Consider the following 14368-nt stretch of genomic DNA (forward strand, 5'->3'; position numbering starts at 1 on the left):
ATCAGGCCAGCGCGACCACGGCGCGGGATGCGGCGAGCCGGGCCTCGGCGGCGGGCGTCAGCTCCTTGCTGCCGGCGAGGACGGCGGCCGTCTCCTCCAGCACGCCGGAGCAATGGAGCGCCGCGTCGCAGCCCGCCGCGAGCACGCCTTCCGCGAGCTCGCGCAGGCCGCCCTTCAGGGCCTTCATGCCGAGGTCGTCCGAGATCAGGAAGCCGCCGAAGCCAATCTCGCCCCGGATCACGCGCTCGATCACCAGCGGCGAGAGGGTCGCGCAGCGGACGGCGTCCAGCGCCGGGTAAAGGATATGCGCCGTCATGGCCCAGAGATCGTCGGCCGAGAGATCCCGGAAGGGCGCGAAATCCAGCTCCAGCTCGGCGCGCGAGGCCGGGACGACCGGCAGTTCCAGATGGCTGTCCATCGTGGCGCGCCCATGGCCGGGAATATGCTTGATGACAGGCAGTGCGCCACCCTGCCGCAGCCCCTCGATCCAGGCGGCACCGAGGCGCACGACTTCCGCCGGGTCGGCCGAGAAGGCCCGGTCGCCGATCACCTGGTGCATGCCGGGCAGGCGCAGGTCGAGCAAAGGGGCGCAGACGACGTCGAGCCCGACATCCCGGCATTCGCGGGCAATGGACGCCGCCTCGGCGGTGGCCACCTCAACGGGGCCGTTCTCGAAAGTGGCGGCGGGCGGATGCGCCGGCCAATGCGGCGGCTTGAGCCGGGCGACGCGCCCGCCCTCCTGATCCACCAGAATGGGGGCCTCCGCGCCCAGCACTTCGCGGAGCTCGGCCGTCAGCGCACGAAGCTGCGCGGGGCTTTCCACGTTTCGGGCGAACAGGATGGCGCCCATAGGGCGCTCTCTTCGAAGCAGCGCGGCCTCGTCGGCCGTCAGGCGGAGGCCGGAAATCCCGATGATGGCCGCGCGCATGGGCTTCAGAAGTTCACCGGGATGCAGTTCACGCCGCGCTCCCGAAGCTGGCCGCAGAAGGCGCGGGCCGCTGCCTGGTCCGCAAAGCCGCCGGTACGCAGCCGCCACATGGTCGCCTGCCCGTCCCGCTCGAACTTCGTGACCACGGGGGAACGGCCGGCGAGTTCCGGCGCGCGGCGCTGGAGCCGGGCCCATTCCGCCTTCGCCCCTTCCTCCGAGGCCGCAGCGGAAAGCTGGACCTGCGCGCGGCCGCCGGCGGCCGGGGCCGGGCGGGCGGCCTGCTGGGCCGGCGCCGGAGCCGAGGCGCGTGCCGGTGCAGGCGGAGCCACTGCGGCCGGCGCGGCGGCCGGCGCCGCAGGCTGCGGCGCCGCGGCGGGCGGCTGGGCCTGCGCGCGCAGCGCATCCGGGCGCGGCGCTTCCGGCCCGGGCGCGAGGCGCGCCTCGCCGACGCGCTCATTGCGGCCGGCGCCTCGCTCGAAGATCAGCTCCTGCTGATTGGGCACGACGGCCCCGCCGGGCGAATCGGGGCGGACCCGATAGGGCCTCCCATCCGTCTCGATCAGCGGAACCCCTCGCGGGCCCATCATGGAAACGCCCCAGATGATGGCACCCGCAAGCACCACGGAACCGGCCAGGCCGCCCCCGATCATCCAGAGTTTCGGCGGGATCCCCCATCCCGACGACGTCCTCTCCGGCGGGCGAACCCGCCAGGAGGGAAGCATCGAATCGCTCATCTCATCTCCTCGACCGGCGTGACCCCCATCACCCCGAGTCCGGACCTGACAACTGCCGCCGTGGCGGCCACCAAGGCCAATCGTGCCTGCGTCGCCGCAGGTGCATCGGCCTGGATGAAGCGCAAGGTCGTGTCGTCCTTGCCCTTGTTCCACAATAGATGAAAATCGCCGGCCAAGTCATTCAAAAAGAATGCCACGCGATGCGGCTCGCGCGCCGCCGCGGCGGCTTCCACCACGCGGGGCCAAGCCGCAAGACGGCGGATCAGGCCAAGCTCGGCGGCATCGGTCAGCGTGTCCAGCGGCGCTTCTGCCAGGCTGTCCAGCGAGGGATCGCCCGCGCTGCGCAGGACCGAACGGCAGCGCGCATGCGCGTACTGCACGTAGAAGACGGGATTGTCGCGCGACTGCTGCAGGACGAGGTCGAGATCGAACTCCATCTGAGCATCGGCCTTGCGCGTCAGCATGGTGAAGCGCACCGCGTCGCGCCCGACCTCGTCGATCAGGTCGCGCAGCGTAATGTAGCTGCCCGCACGCTTGCTCATGCGAACCGGCTGGCCGTCCTTCATTACATGGACGATCTGCGCGAGCACCACGTCCAGCGAGACCTTGCGCCCCGACAGCGCGGCAACCGCCGCCTGCATGCGCTTCACATAGCCGCCGTGATCCGCGCCCCAGACATGCACGAGGTGATCGAAGCCGCGCTCGATCTTGTGCAGGTGGTTCGCGATGTCGTTGGCGAAGTAGGTCCCGGTGCCGTCGGACTTGCGCAGCGCACGATCCGTGTCGTCGCCGAAATCGCTGGAGCGGAAGAGCGTCTGCTCGCGCGGCTCCCAATCATCCGGCAGCTTGCCCTTGGGGGGCTCCAGCACGCCGCGATAGATCAGGCCCTCGCGGTTCAGCAGGGCCTCGGCTTCCTCCAGCTTGCCCTCGGCGATGAGGGCGGCCTCGCTGACGAAGACGTCGTGCTCGACGCCGAGTGCCGCCAGATCCTCGCGGATCTCGGCCATCATCGCCTTCACGGTGAAACCGCGCACCAAGGCGAGCTTGCCGGCATCCGGCGGTACCAGCTCGGCGCCATGGCGCTTGGCGAGCTCCTGCCCGACCGGGACCAGGTACTCGCCGCCATATTGCAGCGTGGTGCCGTAGGCGGCCTCGACCGCCGCCTTGCGCTCCTCCGGCGAGGCGCCATCGGCCCAGAGGCCATGCGCGGCAACAGGCAGCGCCTCGAGGTAGCGCCAATAGGCCGCCCAGCCGAGCGCCTGCACCTGAGCGCCGGCATCGTTGATGTAGTATTCGCGCGTGACGTCATGGCCCGCCTTGGCAAGCAGCAGCGCGAGCGCATCGCCGACCACCGCGCCGCGGCAATGCCCCACATGCATCGGCCCCGTCGGGTTCGCGGAGACGTACTCCACGTTCACCCGGCCCGGCTTGGCTTCGCCCTGGCCATAGGCCTCGCGCTCCCGCAGCATCAGCGGAAGCTGCGCGCGGAGGAAATCCTCCTGCAGGCGGATGTTCACGAAGCCCGGGCCGGCGGGCGCGGCCTCAGCCACTTCCGGCAGCGCGACCAAGGCCTCGGCGAGCTGCGCGGCCAGCTTGGGCGGCGGCAGCTTCGCGGCCTTGCCCACCACCATCGCGGCATTGGTGGACATGTCGCCATGGCTCGCGTCGCGCGGGGGCTCCATGGTGACGCGGGCAAAGGCGTCGGCCGGCAGCTCGGGCAGGAGCGCCTGGAGGGCCGCGATGGCGCGGGCGCGCAGATGGGCGAAAATATCGTGACTCATGGCGCGCTTGTGCGGCGGCGGCGCGGTTTCGCCAAGGGGCCGCGTCGCGACCCAGGCAATTCAAGGGCTTGTCAGTCGCCCGCCGCGCGCCGGGACAGTTCCTGCCACGCTCCCGCGAAGACTTCGTCGGCCACCAGGGCGCGCGGCAGGGTACGGCGGCGCCAGCCGGCCTCCCATTCCTCGGCCTCGCGCCAGCACGCGGCGGCGGCCTCGGCACGGTGCTTCGCGCCCTCGCCCATCGCATCGGCCATGCGGGCCGCGAAGCGCGCTTCCAGGGCATCGCGCTCCGGCGCCAGCCCCGCCAGGACCGCGGCGAAGTCGCCGAGCACAGCGCCGCGATGCAGCGCCTCGTGCCGCCACCAGATGGTGGCGGGATTGCTGCGATCCGACGGCACCGGCCCCTGCGGCGGCAGGATGCCATCCACCACGGGCTTGAAGATCGAGAGGCACGGGCCGGAGGTTCCCGTCACCCAATGCAGCGCTCCCTCAGGCCGCAGCTCCGACACCATCGAGGCCACGCTCTGCGAGCGGCGGTCCGGTCCGCCCGCGTGCATGCAGATGGTCCGTCCCAAGGTGCGCGCCGGATGCCAGGAGGCATCGCCCTCGGCCGCCGCGCCATGGTCGCGCAGGATCGCCATGAGGTGCGCGGGCGTGAGCGACCCGTCATGGCGCGCCATGAGCTCCGTCGCACGGGCACACCGCATGCGGCCGCAGGTCATCGCATCGCGCTCGGGGTCTAGATAGGAGGCGGCGAAGTCCAGATCCCCCTCCCCCGTCGCCCAGCCCCGCGCCTTGGCGTCGGCCACCAGCGCCGGGCTCGCCCGCCAGATCGCGCCTCGACCGATGGAGAGCGCGTTGGAGATGGCGCGGGTGCGAGGCGCGCGCTCGGCCACCCAGAAGCGGCCCAGCGTCTCCAGCACGAAGGCCTCGCGATGGTCCGCGACGATGAAGGAGTTGTCGTAGAAATGTTCGTTCAGATGGCCGCAATCGCCGCCCTGCCCGTGACGCTCCAGCAGATCGATGATCACGCCGACCGCGGCTTCCGCCGTCGGTGCCCGCTCCAAGGCGAGACGCACGAGGTCCATGCCGATCAGTGCGGGTTCACGGGTCGGCGGGATGCGGCCGAAGACGGCCTCGTTGCCGATCACCACTCCCGTGGCGTTGGCGCCGATCTCGGCGCCCCAGCACCAGAAGGGGCGGCTGAGCAGGACGGCCTGGGTTTCCGCCGCCTGCGGGATCTCGATGTAGCTGCAGCGAACCGTGCTGCCTTGCGCATAACGCGCGGCCGACCGGTACTCCAGGAACTGCGCCTCGTTGCGCTCCCTGTCGCTATTCTTGGCGAAGAGCACATGCCCGGAGGCGGTCGCGGGCGGCAGGGCCACCATGGTGTCGCACATGGGCCGATCATGGCGATTTCGCGCCGGAACGAATAGCCACCCGCGCGAGGCCATGCCACGCTCGGCACCGCAACAGGAGAGACCGATGATCCGAAAGCGCCTTAGGCCCTGGCTCGCTTCCGCCGCCATCGCTTTGGCCACGCTGACCCCGCAGGCGCAGGCCGCGCCGCTGGTCGCGGTGCTGGAAGCGGAGGTCGCGACGCTCGACCCCCACTACACCACGGCCTACATCACTCGCGCCTTCGGCTATACGGTGTACGACACGCTCTTCGGTCTCACGGCCAATGGCGAGATCCGGCCCCAGATGGTGCAGGACACCGCGATCTCGGACGATCGCATGACCTATACCTTCACGCTGCGCGAAGGCCTGCTCTGGCATGACGGCACGCCCGTCACGGCAGCCGATTGCGTGGCCTCGCTGCGCCGCTGGATGCCCCGCGCCGGCATGGGCCGCCTGCTGGCCGGCGCCACGGAATCGCTGGAGGCGACCGGCCCCCGCACCTTCGTGCTGAAGCTCAAGCAGCCCTTCGGCCTGGTGCTGGAAGCGCTCGGCCGCCCCAACACCCCCGTCCCCTTCATGATGCCCGAGCGCGTGGTCCGCGCCGCCGGCGATGGCCGCGTGACCGAGATCATCGGCTCCGGCCCCTTCGTCTTCCGTCAGGACCTTTACCGCCCCGGCGACCGCATCATACTGGATCGCAACCCGCGCTACGTGCCGCGCAGCGAGCCGGCGGACTTCCTGTCCGGCGGCAAGCGCGTGAACATCGAGGCGCTGGAGATCCGCGTCATTCCCGACGGCTCCACCGCCGCCTCCGCGCTGCAGTCGGGCGCCATCGACTATATCCAGAGCCCGAGCTTCGACCTGCTGCCCATCCTGGCGCGCAACCGCAACATCAGCGTCGGCGGCCCGGCGGGCATGAATGCCTACCAGGGCTACTTCCGCCTCAACCACGCGGCACCGCCCTTCAACGATCCGGAAATCCGGCAAGTGCTGTGGAAGCTCTTCGACCAGTCCACGGTGCTGACCGCCCTCGGCCTGCCTGAGCGGCTGACGCAGCCGGGCTGCGTCTCCTGGTTCATGTGCGGCACGCCGCTCGAGAACACCGAGGGCGCGGGGGTGGCCGCCAACCCCTCGGTCGCCGCCGCGCGCGAGGCGTTGCGCCGCACGCGCTACAACAACGAGCCGGTGGTGGTGATGCAGGCGACCGACATCGAGACGCTGCGCGTCTCCTCTGCCGTCGCGGCCGATCTGCTGAAGCAGGCCGGCTTCAATGTGGACCTGCAGGCGATGGACTGGGGCACCCTGCTCAACCGGCGCGGCCGGCGCGAGGGCTGGTCCCTCTTCGGCGTGACGGCGTCGGGCTTCGACCTCTCCTCGCCGCCCACGCATTTCTACCTCTCGGGCAATTGCATCGACTATGCGGGCTGGAGCTGCGACGAGCGGATGACGCCGCTCTTCTCGGCCTTCGCGCGAGCGCAGACGGAGGAGGAGCGCCGGCATATTGCACGCCAGATCTCGGCCATCGCCTTCGAGAACGTGCCGGGCGTGATGTGGGGCCAGTTCGTCACGCCAGCAGCCTGGCGCAACAGCATCCGCAATCTGATCCCGTCGAGCATCCCGCTATTCTGGAGCGTCGAGAAGCCGTGAACCTGCCCTCAGACGCCAGGCGGCCGCTGGCGCGTGCTTGGCTTCGCGCCAAGCACGGTTGCGTCCAGCCGCGCTAGCGGTCTAGGCGCGGTCGCGCTTGGCGCTCCCGGCCCGACGCAGGCCCTGGGCCGAAGGCCATCAATCCGCGAAGGCGTTGGAAAGGCGCTTCATCCCCGCCTTCGCCTCCGCCGCCATGCGGGCGACGACCTCGCCCGCCGGCAGCACCTCATCGATCAGGCCGACGCATTGGCCGGCCCACACGAAGCTCTCTTCCATCCGTCCCTCATCCGTGCCGATGGCGTTCACCGTCCCCGCGATCAGAGGCACGATCTCCTCCGAAGGGGCGCCCGCCGTCTCGCGCGCCAGCACATTCTTCGCATAGGCGCTGTCCAGCACACGGCCCGGCATGCCGAGCGTGCGCTTGATGATCATGGTGCGGCCCGGCCCAGCCTCGACCAGCGCCTGCTTGTAATTGGGATGGGCGTGCGCCTCGGCGGTGGCCACGAACCGCGTGCCCATCTCCACCCCTTCCGCACCCAGGGAAAGAGCCGCCAGCAACCCTTCTCCGTTCGCGAATCCTCCGGAGGCCAGAACCGGAATCGACACCGCCCGCACCACGCGGGGGATCATGACGAGGGAGGTCTCGTCGCTGCGGCCGATATGACCGCCCCCCTCGAAGCCGACCGTCGCCACCATGTCGGCGCCCGCCGCCTCAGCCTTCTTTGCGAGCTCCGGCCCTGCGATGAGCACGAGCGTCTTCGCGGCGCCATTGATACGCTTGATCCAGGGGGCGGGATTGCCGGCGGTAAGCGCGATGACCGGCACCTTCTCTTCCAGGGTCACCTCCAGCATGGCGGTGATGTCCATGCGGCCGAGCGGGAAGTTCACGCCAAACGGCTTGTCGGTGGCGGCGCGCACCTTTCGGATCTCGGCGCGCAGTTCCTCCGCGCCCGCAAGTCCGGCCGTGGCGATCTGGCCCAGCCCGCCCGCCGCCGACACGGCTGCGCACAGCTCCGCCTTCGCCACGCGGGCGAGCCCGCCCTGCACGATCGGATAACGGATGCCGAGCTGCTCCGTTACGCGCGTCCTGATACCGTCCATGCTACTCCACCACCGCTCCACTGATGCGAACCGCGTCGCCGAGGCCCGCCACTTCGAGGGCGAGGAAAGCACGGAACTCCGCCGGGTGGCATGCCCGAGGCGGCGCGGCGGCGACGATGCCCGCCACGCGCTCCAGGATGGGCGCGGATGTCCCGGCGGGACCAGGGGCGACCGCCAAGCGGCCGAGGTCAAACCTGCTCCGTCTCCAGCAGCGCAAGGCGGCGGACCAGCCAGACCCCGCGCTCGAACAGGCCGGTGAGCGCGAAAAGCCGCTCCTGCGCGAGGCCGAGCGCCTGGCGGCGCAAGCGCTGCATCATCTCGCCACGGTCCGAGGCGAGCTCGGCGAGCCAGGATGCGCTCTCGGGCCCGTCGAGGTCCCGCAACTCGCTCACCAGCATGTGCAGCGCCTCCGCCATGGCCGCGAAGGGGCGGAGGACCTGCGGGTCGGGAAGTGCGCTACCCTCGGCGACGAAATCCGACACCGTCTCGCGCAGCGTCGCGAGCAGGCCGAGGCGTGCCTGGAGGCGCACGGCGTCCGCCAAGGCCTCTGCGGGCATCTCGCGCGCCAGCAGCGCGGCGATGAACCGCGCGATCTCCTGCTCCAGCGCCGCGCTGGCCGCGACGATCACCGCATCCCCGCCATCCGGCTCAGCGCGGACGGGGTCGAGCATGCGCGGAATCCGGTCATGCAGGCGGCCCTGCTCGGCCGCGACCAGAGCAAGCGCCGAGGGAGCGTCCTCGATCGCCTGCGGATAGAGGAAGCGCGGCCGGGAATCCGCCTCCACCGCGCTCTCGGGCGCGAGCCGCCCGAGCAGGCGCTCGAGCGGCTGGTGCAGCGGCGCGGCCAGCAGCGCCGTTACCACCTGGAGCAGGAGGAAGATCAGCGCGAGCTGCAGGTCGGCCGCATGCGTCACCGCTTCCACGGCGGCGATCACGAGCGGGATGTCGAAGACGCGCTCCACCTCCATGGCCAGCAGGAAGAGCGCCGCGCCGGCGAAGCGCAGCAGCGCCTGGAAGATGACTGGCTGCCGCGCCGTGCCCTGCAACCCGCCGGCCAATATCCAGACCGCCAGGCCCGAGCCCAGCGAGGCGCCATAGATCGCCGCCACTGCCTGGTCGAAACTCACCAACCCCGCCGATCTCAGGGTGATCGCAAGGATGGAGACGGTGGAGGAGGATTGCGCCACCAGCGTCACCAGCGCGCCGAGGATGAAGGGCGGCAGCCAGGCATCGCCTCCGAAGGCGATGACGGCGCGGATCACCTCCCACTCGCGCAGCGGCGCCGCGCCGAGCTTGATGAGCCCGAGGCCGAGCAGCATCAGAGCGAGCCCCGAGGCCGCGCCCAGCGCAGGTCGCCAGCGGCCGCCGCCCTCCGGCGCGAAGTAGCTGACGCACCCCACCAGCCCAAGCAGCCATAGCGCCATGACGCGCAGGTCCAGCGTGGCCAGGAGCACAAGGCCCGCCGTCCCGGCATTCGCCCAGGCCAGGATCGGCAGCACGCGGCGCGGCGCGATCAGCCCCGCCGCCCGCATGGATGCGGCGATGAAGGTGACGGCGCTGCTGCTTTGCGTGACGAGGCCCAGCACCAGGCCGAGAAGCCCGGCCCGCCAGGGGCCCGCCGTCCCATGCGCCATCGCGGCGCGCATCCGGCTGCCGGCCAGGGCGGAAAGCTGCCCCGAAAGACCCTTCACGCCGATGAAGAACAGGCCAAGCCCGCCGAAGAGGCTCGCCAATGCCTCCATCAAGCCTTCCCGCGCGCCAACATGAGCAGGACGGTGAGCACCAGCCCGATCCCGGCGCAGATGAATAGGGTCAGGCGAAGATGGGCGTAGCGATGCTCCGCCGCCGCTGCCGCACTGGCGGCCTCGGTGCGGTGTGCAGCGCCCAGGCGTTCGGCCTGCTGGTCCAGCGCCTGCTGCAGGGCGCGGTCAGCGCCGCGCACCATCGCATCGGCGCGCGCCTGGCCTTCCAGAGTGGTGAGGTCGGCGTCGCGCAGCGCGGCCTCGTAGCGGCGGACCAGCATCACCTGGGCGGCACGCAACTCGGCGATGTCGCGCTCGGTCACGCCCGCGCCCCGGAGTGCCTCCGAGAGGTGGGAGCTCACCGAATCGGCGGCCGCCCTGAGGCCCGCCCGGTGCCGTTCGGAGAGCGCCGCGTCGCGGTCGCGCAGCAGGATGTTCTTCCACTCCTGCACTTGCAGGCCGAAGCTCGCCTGCGCGCCACGCAAGGCGTCGAGCGAGCGCGTATAGGCGCCGAGGCGCTGGCGGCTCTCATGCTCGCCGGCATGGCTGTACCAGAGCGCAAAGAGTCCGATCATGGCCTGCAGCACGACGACAAGTGCGACGAGGCCGCCCAGCATGCGGCTGCGCCCCAGGGTCCTGACGCGATCTGTCATGGAAATGTCATTTCCGGACAAGACCTTGTCTCCGATCTCGATGGGATGGACGGATGCGGACGCAGCGTCAAGCGGAGGTTCTATGCGGGGCCCGCATGCGCTAGCCTGTTCACATACAGTCCAGGAAAGCGAAAAGTTTGACCCGAACAGGCTTTCACCAGCGCCTACCCGCCACGCTGGACAGCGTCGCCGAGCTGCTCGATGCGCTCGAAGCCTACGCCGAGGAGGCCGATCTCGACCCGGCCGCCGCCGCGCGCCTCAATCTCGTCGCCGAGGAAATCGCGGCGAATGTCGCCATGCATGCCGAGGGCGCGACCTATTTCGAGCTCAGCGTCATGCCGCGGGATGGTGCTTTGGATATCAGCATCCAGGACGACGGCCCGGAGTATGATCCCCTCGCCCGCGATGACGCCGACACCGATTCCGATGTCGAGGAGCGGGAGATCGGCGGCCTTGGCGTGCACCTCGTCCGCAAGCTGACCCAGGGCGTGCGCTACGAGAGGCAGGCGGGCCTGAACCGGCTTTCATGCTCGCTCATGGTTGCGGACTGACGATCAACGTCATCGTAGAGGCCGATTACAGATAGCCATTTTGTGGGCTAGGCTGCACGGGATCCCGCAAACGGGCACGTCAGCCGAACGGAGAGGCAAGGGTATGGAGATCACGGAAACCACCGAGGGCGGTAAGACCGTCGCCGTTCTGGACGGCCGCCTGGACACCGCCACCGCCGCGGTGACCGAGGCGAAGCTCCTCGGCCTGCTGGAGAAGGGCGGCGTGATCGCCGACCTCGCGAATGTCCGCTACGTATCCTCGGCCGGGCTGCGCGTGCTGCTGAAGGCCGCCAAGCAGGCCAAGACGGCCGGCGCGTCCTTCTCGGTGGTGGGCCTTCAGGCCCCGGTGCGCGAGGTGTTCGAGATCAGCGGCTTCGACAAGATCATCCCGGCCTTCGCGACGCGGGCCGAGGCCGCCGCCGCCTGACCATGTCCGGCCTCGCCGCCGCAGCACCCGCCGCAGAGACGACGGAGCGCGAAGCGGCGGCGATGGCCGCGCTCGAGGCGCTTGCCGGCTTCGCCGCATCGCCTGTCCTGCTGGCCCGGCTGCGCCGCGCGGCCTCCCTCGTGGAGGCCTGCGATCTGGATCATCCGGATGTGGAGGAGCCCCATTGGGCGGCGCTCCTCGATGCCGTGACGGTACAGGAGACGCGCCTCTACCGCCATCCCGCGCAATGCGCCGGCGTTGCAGCCCTGCTGCCCGGGCGCCTCGCCGCCGCGCGGGCCGAAGGGCGCAAACTGCGCATTCTCTCGGCCGGCTGCGCGACCGGCGAGGAAGCCTTCACCCTCGCGGCGATGGCGCTCTCGGCCACCCGTGCGGTGCCTGGTGCCGGCATCGAGGTTCTGGGACTGGACCTGTGCCGGCCCGCCCTGGCCAGCGCCGAGGCGGGCGTGATCCATCTCGGCATGGGCGACCCGCTGGCCCTGGTTCCCGCCGCCGACCGGCCGTGGTTCCAGGATGCGAGTCAGAATCTGCGGCTGCATCCCTCGTTGCGCCGGGTGCTGCAGTTCTCCCGGGCGAACCTGCTCGGCTGGTCCGAGACAGGCTTCGACGTGGTCTTCTGCCGCAACGTCCTCATCTACCTGACCGCAGATGCGCGCGCCGAAGTGCTGCGGCGCCTCGTGGCCTCGCTCGCGCCCGGCGGCATCCTGGCGCTCGGGCCCACCGATCGCGGATCGCCCGAGCTCTTCCCGGCGGGCGAGGCGCTCTGGACCGCCCATGAGTGAAGCACGCCCGCTCCCGGGCGGCGGCTGGTTCACCCTCGCCGAGGGTCAGGTCCACCCGGCGCAGCTTCCGCCCCGCGCCCCCACCGAAGCCGCGGCGAGCTTCGCCGAGTCCATCACCTCCGCGATCCGGCGGCATTCGACTGGCATCGGTTCGCTCCACCTCTCGTTGGGCGGCATCGCCCTCGCCATCCCTGCCGCGATGGCGGAGCGGATCCTGCCCATGACGCCGATGCGCCCTTTCCCGGGCGCGCCCCATGGCGTTCTTGGCCTGGCGCAAGCGGATGGCGCGCCGGTACTCGTTCTCGACACCGCCTTCGCATCCGGCATGCCGGAGGATGGCGGCGAGGCGCCCGTGCTGCTGCTGGTGCTCCACCGGGAGGGACGCCGCTTCGGCCTCCCCGCCGCACGCGTCGAGGCCGGGCCCGCCATTCCGGCCATGGCCGGCTTCACGGCCTGGCTCGAATCCCCCGAAGCCCGGCAAGCCCTCACCTGCGCGCCGCCGGCACGCGAGGATTCGGTCCCGCCGGCGGTGGCGGAGAGGCACCTGATGCTCTTCCGGGCCGCGGGCCTCGAAGCCTCGCTTCCCGCCGAGACCGTCGTCGCCGTCCTGCCGCCGACCTCGCCGCTGCCGACCTCGCGCCCAGGCCTCGCTGGACTGGCCGCGCATCGCGGAGCGGTCCTGCCCGTGCTCGACGCGGGCCTTGTCCTGGGCGGCGCGGCGGCGCTGCGGCGGGGCCCCGCCCCGATGATCCGCCTGGCCCTCCAACCCGAGGTGCTGGTCGCGGTGGAGCAGGTGACCGGCGTGCGGCGCATCCCGGCCGCGGACGTCACGCCTCTGGCCCAGCGCGAAGGATTGGTCGCGGCCGTGGCGCGCGTGGGCGACATGCCCCTGCCCGTGCTCTCCGCCGGACGGCTGGGAGCGCATTGATGGCCGTGATCCCCGTCGTCCTGGCCGATGACAGCGCCTTCATGCGGATCGCCCTGCGCCGCATCATCGAGGCCGAGGGCGACCTGCGCGTGGTGGCCGAGGCCGCCGACGGCGAGGCGGCGGTGGATGCGGTGCGGCGCCTCCACCCGCAGGTCGTAGCGATGGATGTGGAAATGCCCGTGCTCGGCGGCATCGAGGCCACGCGCCGCATCATGGCGCTGCCCAATCCGCCCGCCGTGGTGATGGTCAGCCAGCACACGCAGGATGACAGCCCGGCGGCGCTGGCCGCGCTAGCCGCGGGGGCCGCGGATTACGTGAGCAAGGAGACGGGGCTCGGCGGGCTCGATCTCGGCCATCTCGACCGCGCGCTGCGCGACCGGCTGCGCTTCTGGGCGCATGCGCAGGGCCACCGCCCGCTGCTCCTCCCGGCCAACGAGCCGCCGCCGCGCGACGCGGGGGGCGATGCCCCACCGCTGGTGGTGATTGGCGCGTCCACGGGTGGGCCGGAGGCGCTGTCGGCGCTGCTCTCGGCCTGCGGCCCGCTCCCCGTACCCGTCGCCATTGCCCAGCACATGCCGCGCGGCCTGGCGCCCGAGCTGGCGCAGCTTCTCGCGCGCCGCGCCGGCTGGCCCGTGCGCGTCGCGGAGAATGGGCGCGCGCTGGCGCCGGGTGAGGCCGTGCTGCTGCCCACGGACGGCGTGCTACTGCGCCTGCATGGCGGTCTCGCCCTGCGGCTCTCGCCCAGTTCTTCCCCGGTGCATCCCTCCGCCAACCTGCTCTTCCGCTCCGCCGCGCTGTTGGGCCTGCCGGCCTGCGCCGTCGTGCTGACGGGGATGGGTGAAGACGGCGCGGAAGGCGCCGCGGCCCTCGCGCGCCAGGGCGGACGCGTCCTGGTGCAGGAGGCGGCTTCGGCCGTGGTGGCGGGGATGCCGGAGGCGACGCGCTCCGCCGTTCCGGGTGCCGAGGCGCTGGTACCCGACGCCATCGGCCTGCGCCTGCGCCACCTCTGGGACCAGACGTGATGGACGAGGAGCTTCTCGCCGCCTTCCGCGAGGAATTCGCGTCCCTCTGCGCCGCGCTGGCGGATTCGCGCGACATGGCAGGGGCGCAGCGCCAGCTCGCTCAGCTGCGCGCCATGGCGGACGGGATGCAAATGGCGCGGCTGCAGGCCCGCCTCCGCGAGCTGGAAGCCGCGACGGAGCTCGATGAGCTGCGCGGCGCCGCCGAAGGCCTCGCGGCCATGGCCTCGGGCGGTGAGACCGAAGCGGAGGCGCAGCCCATCCGCACCCTCATCATCGACGACAGCGCCATGATGCGCCGCATGCTGCGCGGCATCCTCGCCGCCGATCCGCGCTTCGCCGTAATAGGCGAGGCCGCGGACGGCGCGGCGGGCCTCGCCGCCCAGGCGGAGCTCAAGCCCGCGCTGACTTTGCTCGATCTCGAGATGCCCGTGCTCGACGGCATGGGGTTCCTCGCCGAATGGGCGCTGGCGGGCCACGGGGCGGTGGTGGTCGTCTCCTCCGCCGCGCATCCAGGCAGCCCCGCGGCGCTCGAGGTGCTGCGGCGTGGCGCTTTCGCCGCGGTGGCCAAGCCCTCCGGCGCGCTCTCCCCCGACATCGCGGAACGCAGCGGGGCAGAAATCCTCGCAACCGCGCGGCGAGCCGTGGGAGGCTGAGCC

The 14368-nt window shown here is 71.4% G+C and carries 15 protein-coding genes; 7 read left to right on the forward strand and 8 right to left on the reverse strand.

Translation table 11 applies throughout. The features are described from left to right. Nucleotide 1: 1 nt before the first annotated feature. From nagZ to WJM96_RS11395, 4 genes are all read right to left on the reverse strand, one after another. Complete coding sequence (nagZ, locus tag WJM96_RS11380; protein ID WP_424812603.1) at nucleotides 2-928, reverse strand: beta-N-acetylhexosaminidase; 927 nt, start codon at nucleotides 926-928, stop codon at nucleotides 2-4. A 5-nt stretch (nucleotides 929-933) separates the two neighbouring features. Continuing rightward, nucleotides 934-1662 (reverse strand): SPOR domain-containing protein, encoded by a 729-nt coding sequence (locus WJM96_RS11385; protein ID WP_424812604.1) that lies wholly within the window; start codon nucleotides 1660-1662, stop codon nucleotides 934-936. After that, the gene (gene argS / locus WJM96_RS11390) at nucleotides 1659-3443 is read right to left on the reverse strand and encodes an arginine--tRNA ligase (protein ID WP_424812605.1); all 1785 of its coding nucleotides are present in this window, start codon (nucleotides 3441-3443) and stop codon (nucleotides 1659-1661) included. Before argS ends, WJM96_RS11385 begins: the two co-directional genes overlap by 4 nt. 71 nt (nucleotides 3444-3514) lie before the next feature. Then, nucleotides 3515-4840, reverse strand: a complete 1326-nt coding sequence (locus WJM96_RS11395) for a C69 family dipeptidase (protein WP_424812606.1) — start codon at nucleotides 4838-4840, stop codon at nucleotides 3515-3517. A gap of 85 nt (nucleotides 4841-4925) precedes the next feature. On the opposite strand from WJM96_RS11395, the gene WJM96_RS11400 reads away from it, so the two are divergent. Beyond that, on the forward strand, nucleotides 4926-6488 hold the full coding sequence (locus WJM96_RS11400; RefSeq protein ID WP_424812607.1) for an ABC transporter substrate-binding protein: 1563 nt from the start codon (nucleotides 4926-4928) through the stop codon (nucleotides 6486-6488). A gap of 138 nt (nucleotides 6489-6626) precedes the next feature. Here the strand turns inward: WJM96_RS11400 and WJM96_RS11405 are convergent, their stop codons facing one another. Genes WJM96_RS11405 through WJM96_RS11420 form a run of 4 tightly spaced genes read right to left on the reverse strand, consistent with a single transcriptional unit; the run spans nucleotide 6627 to nucleotide 9984 of the window. Beyond that, complete coding sequence (locus tag WJM96_RS11405; protein WP_424812608.1) at nucleotides 6627-7589, reverse strand: NAD(P)H-dependent flavin oxidoreductase; 963 nt, start codon at nucleotides 7587-7589, stop codon at nucleotides 6627-6629. A 1-nt stretch (nucleotide 7590) separates the two neighbouring features. After that, the gene (locus WJM96_RS11410) at nucleotides 7591-7767 is read right to left on the reverse strand and encodes a hypothetical protein (RefSeq protein WP_424812609.1); all 177 of its coding nucleotides are present in this window, start codon (nucleotides 7765-7767) and stop codon (nucleotides 7591-7593) included. Nucleotides 7768-7777: 10 nt separating this feature from the next. Then, entirely contained in the window at nucleotides 7778-9331 is a 1554-nt protein-coding gene (locus tag WJM96_RS11415; protein WP_424812610.1) for a Na/Pi symporter, read from the reverse strand. Further along, nucleotides 9331-9984 carry a hypothetical protein gene (locus WJM96_RS11420; protein WP_424812611.1) on the reverse strand — a complete coding sequence of 218 codons (654 nt, stop codon included), beginning with the start codon at nucleotides 9982-9984 and terminating at the stop codon, nucleotides 9331-9333. Before WJM96_RS11420 ends, WJM96_RS11415 begins: the two co-directional genes overlap by 1 nt. 137 nt (nucleotides 9985-10121) lie before the next feature. Between WJM96_RS11420 and WJM96_RS11425 the strand changes: the two genes are divergently transcribed. From WJM96_RS11425 to WJM96_RS11450, 6 genes are all read left to right on the forward strand, one after another. After that, nucleotides 10122-10535: an ATP-binding protein gene (locus tag WJM96_RS11425; RefSeq protein WP_424812612.1), complete on the forward strand. Its 414-nt coding sequence runs from the start codon at nucleotides 10122-10124 to the stop codon at nucleotides 10533-10535. A 103-nt stretch (nucleotides 10536-10638) separates the two neighbouring features. Continuing rightward, nucleotides 10639-10962 carry an STAS domain-containing protein gene (locus WJM96_RS11430; RefSeq protein ID WP_424812613.1) on the forward strand — a complete coding sequence of 108 codons (324 nt, stop codon included), beginning with the start codon at nucleotides 10639-10641 and terminating at the stop codon, nucleotides 10960-10962. A 2-nt stretch (nucleotides 10963-10964) separates the two neighbouring features. Further along, a complete protein-coding gene (locus tag WJM96_RS11435) occupies nucleotides 10965-11762 on the forward strand; it encodes a CheR family methyltransferase (RefSeq protein WP_424812614.1) in 798 nt (265 codons plus the stop codon). Beyond that, nucleotides 11755-12690, forward strand: a complete 936-nt coding sequence (locus tag WJM96_RS11440; RefSeq protein WP_424812615.1) for a chemotaxis protein CheW — start codon at nucleotides 11755-11757, stop codon at nucleotides 12688-12690. Before WJM96_RS11435 ends, WJM96_RS11440 begins: the two co-directional genes overlap by 8 nt. After that, entirely contained in the window at nucleotides 12690-13712 is a 1023-nt protein-coding gene (locus WJM96_RS11445) for a chemotaxis protein CheB (protein WP_424812616.1), read from the forward strand. The genes WJM96_RS11440 and WJM96_RS11445 overlap by 1 nt, the downstream gene beginning before the upstream one ends. Then, complete coding sequence (locus WJM96_RS11450) at nucleotides 13712-14365, forward strand: response regulator (protein ID WP_424812617.1); 654 nt, start codon at nucleotides 13712-13714, stop codon at nucleotides 14363-14365. The genes WJM96_RS11445 and WJM96_RS11450 overlap by 1 nt, the downstream gene beginning before the upstream one ends. The last annotated feature ends 3 nt before the right edge of the window (nucleotides 14366-14368 follow it).

Origin of the sequence: Roseococcus sp. YIM B11640, from assembly GCF_049727625.1 — a bacterium.
Classification (GTDB): domain Bacteria; phylum Pseudomonadota; class Alphaproteobacteria; order Acetobacterales; family Acetobacteraceae; genus Roseococcus.

Excerpts from the sequence above, each read along its gene's own strand:
- WJM96_RS11400 (WP_424812607.1), top strand. The coding sequence starts at position 4,926 with ATGATCCGAAAGCGCCTTAGGCCCTGGCTCGCTTCCGCCGCCATCGCT.
- WJM96_RS11395 (WP_424812606.1), bottom strand. The coding sequence starts at position 4,840 with ATGTGCGACACCATGGTGGCCCTGCCGCCCGCGACCGCCTCCGGGCAT.
- WJM96_RS11450 (WP_424812617.1), top strand. The coding sequence starts at position 13,712 with ATGGACGAGGAGCTTCTCGCCGCCTTCCGCGAGGAATTCGCGTCCCTC.
- WJM96_RS11405 (WP_424812608.1), bottom strand. The coding sequence starts at position 7,589 with ATGGACGGTATCAGGACGCGCGTAACGGAGCAGCTCGGCATCCGTTAT.
- WJM96_RS11445 (WP_424812616.1), top strand. The coding sequence starts at position 12,690 with ATGGCCGTGATCCCCGTCGTCCTGGCCGATGACAGCGCCTTCATGCGG.
- WJM96_RS11420 (WP_424812611.1), bottom strand. The coding sequence starts at position 9,984 with ATGACAGATCGCGTCAGGACCCTGGGGCGCAGCCGCATGCTGGGCGGC.
- WJM96_RS11430 (WP_424812613.1), top strand. The coding sequence starts at position 10,639 with ATGGAGATCACGGAAACCACCGAGGGCGGTAAGACCGTCGCCGTTCTG.
- WJM96_RS11440 (WP_424812615.1), top strand. The coding sequence starts at position 11,755 with ATGAGTGAAGCACGCCCGCTCCCGGGCGGCGGCTGGTTCACCCTCGCC.
- WJM96_RS11435 (WP_424812614.1), top strand. The coding sequence starts at position 10,965 with ATGTCCGGCCTCGCCGCCGCAGCACCCGCCGCAGAGACGACGGAGCGC.
- WJM96_RS11385 (WP_424812604.1), bottom strand. The coding sequence starts at position 1,662 with ATGAGCGATTCGATGCTTCCCTCCTGGCGGGTTCGCCCGCCGGAGAGG.
- nagZ (WP_424812603.1), bottom strand. The coding sequence starts at position 928 with ATGCGCGCGGCCATCATCGGGATTTCCGGCCTCCGCCTGACGGCCGAC.
- argS (WP_424812605.1), bottom strand. The coding sequence starts at position 3,443 with ATGAGTCACGATATTTTCGCCCATCTGCGCGCCCGCGCCATCGCGGCC.
- WJM96_RS11415 (WP_424812610.1), bottom strand. The coding sequence starts at position 9,331 with ATGGAGGCATTGGCGAGCCTCTTCGGCGGGCTTGGCCTGTTCTTCATC.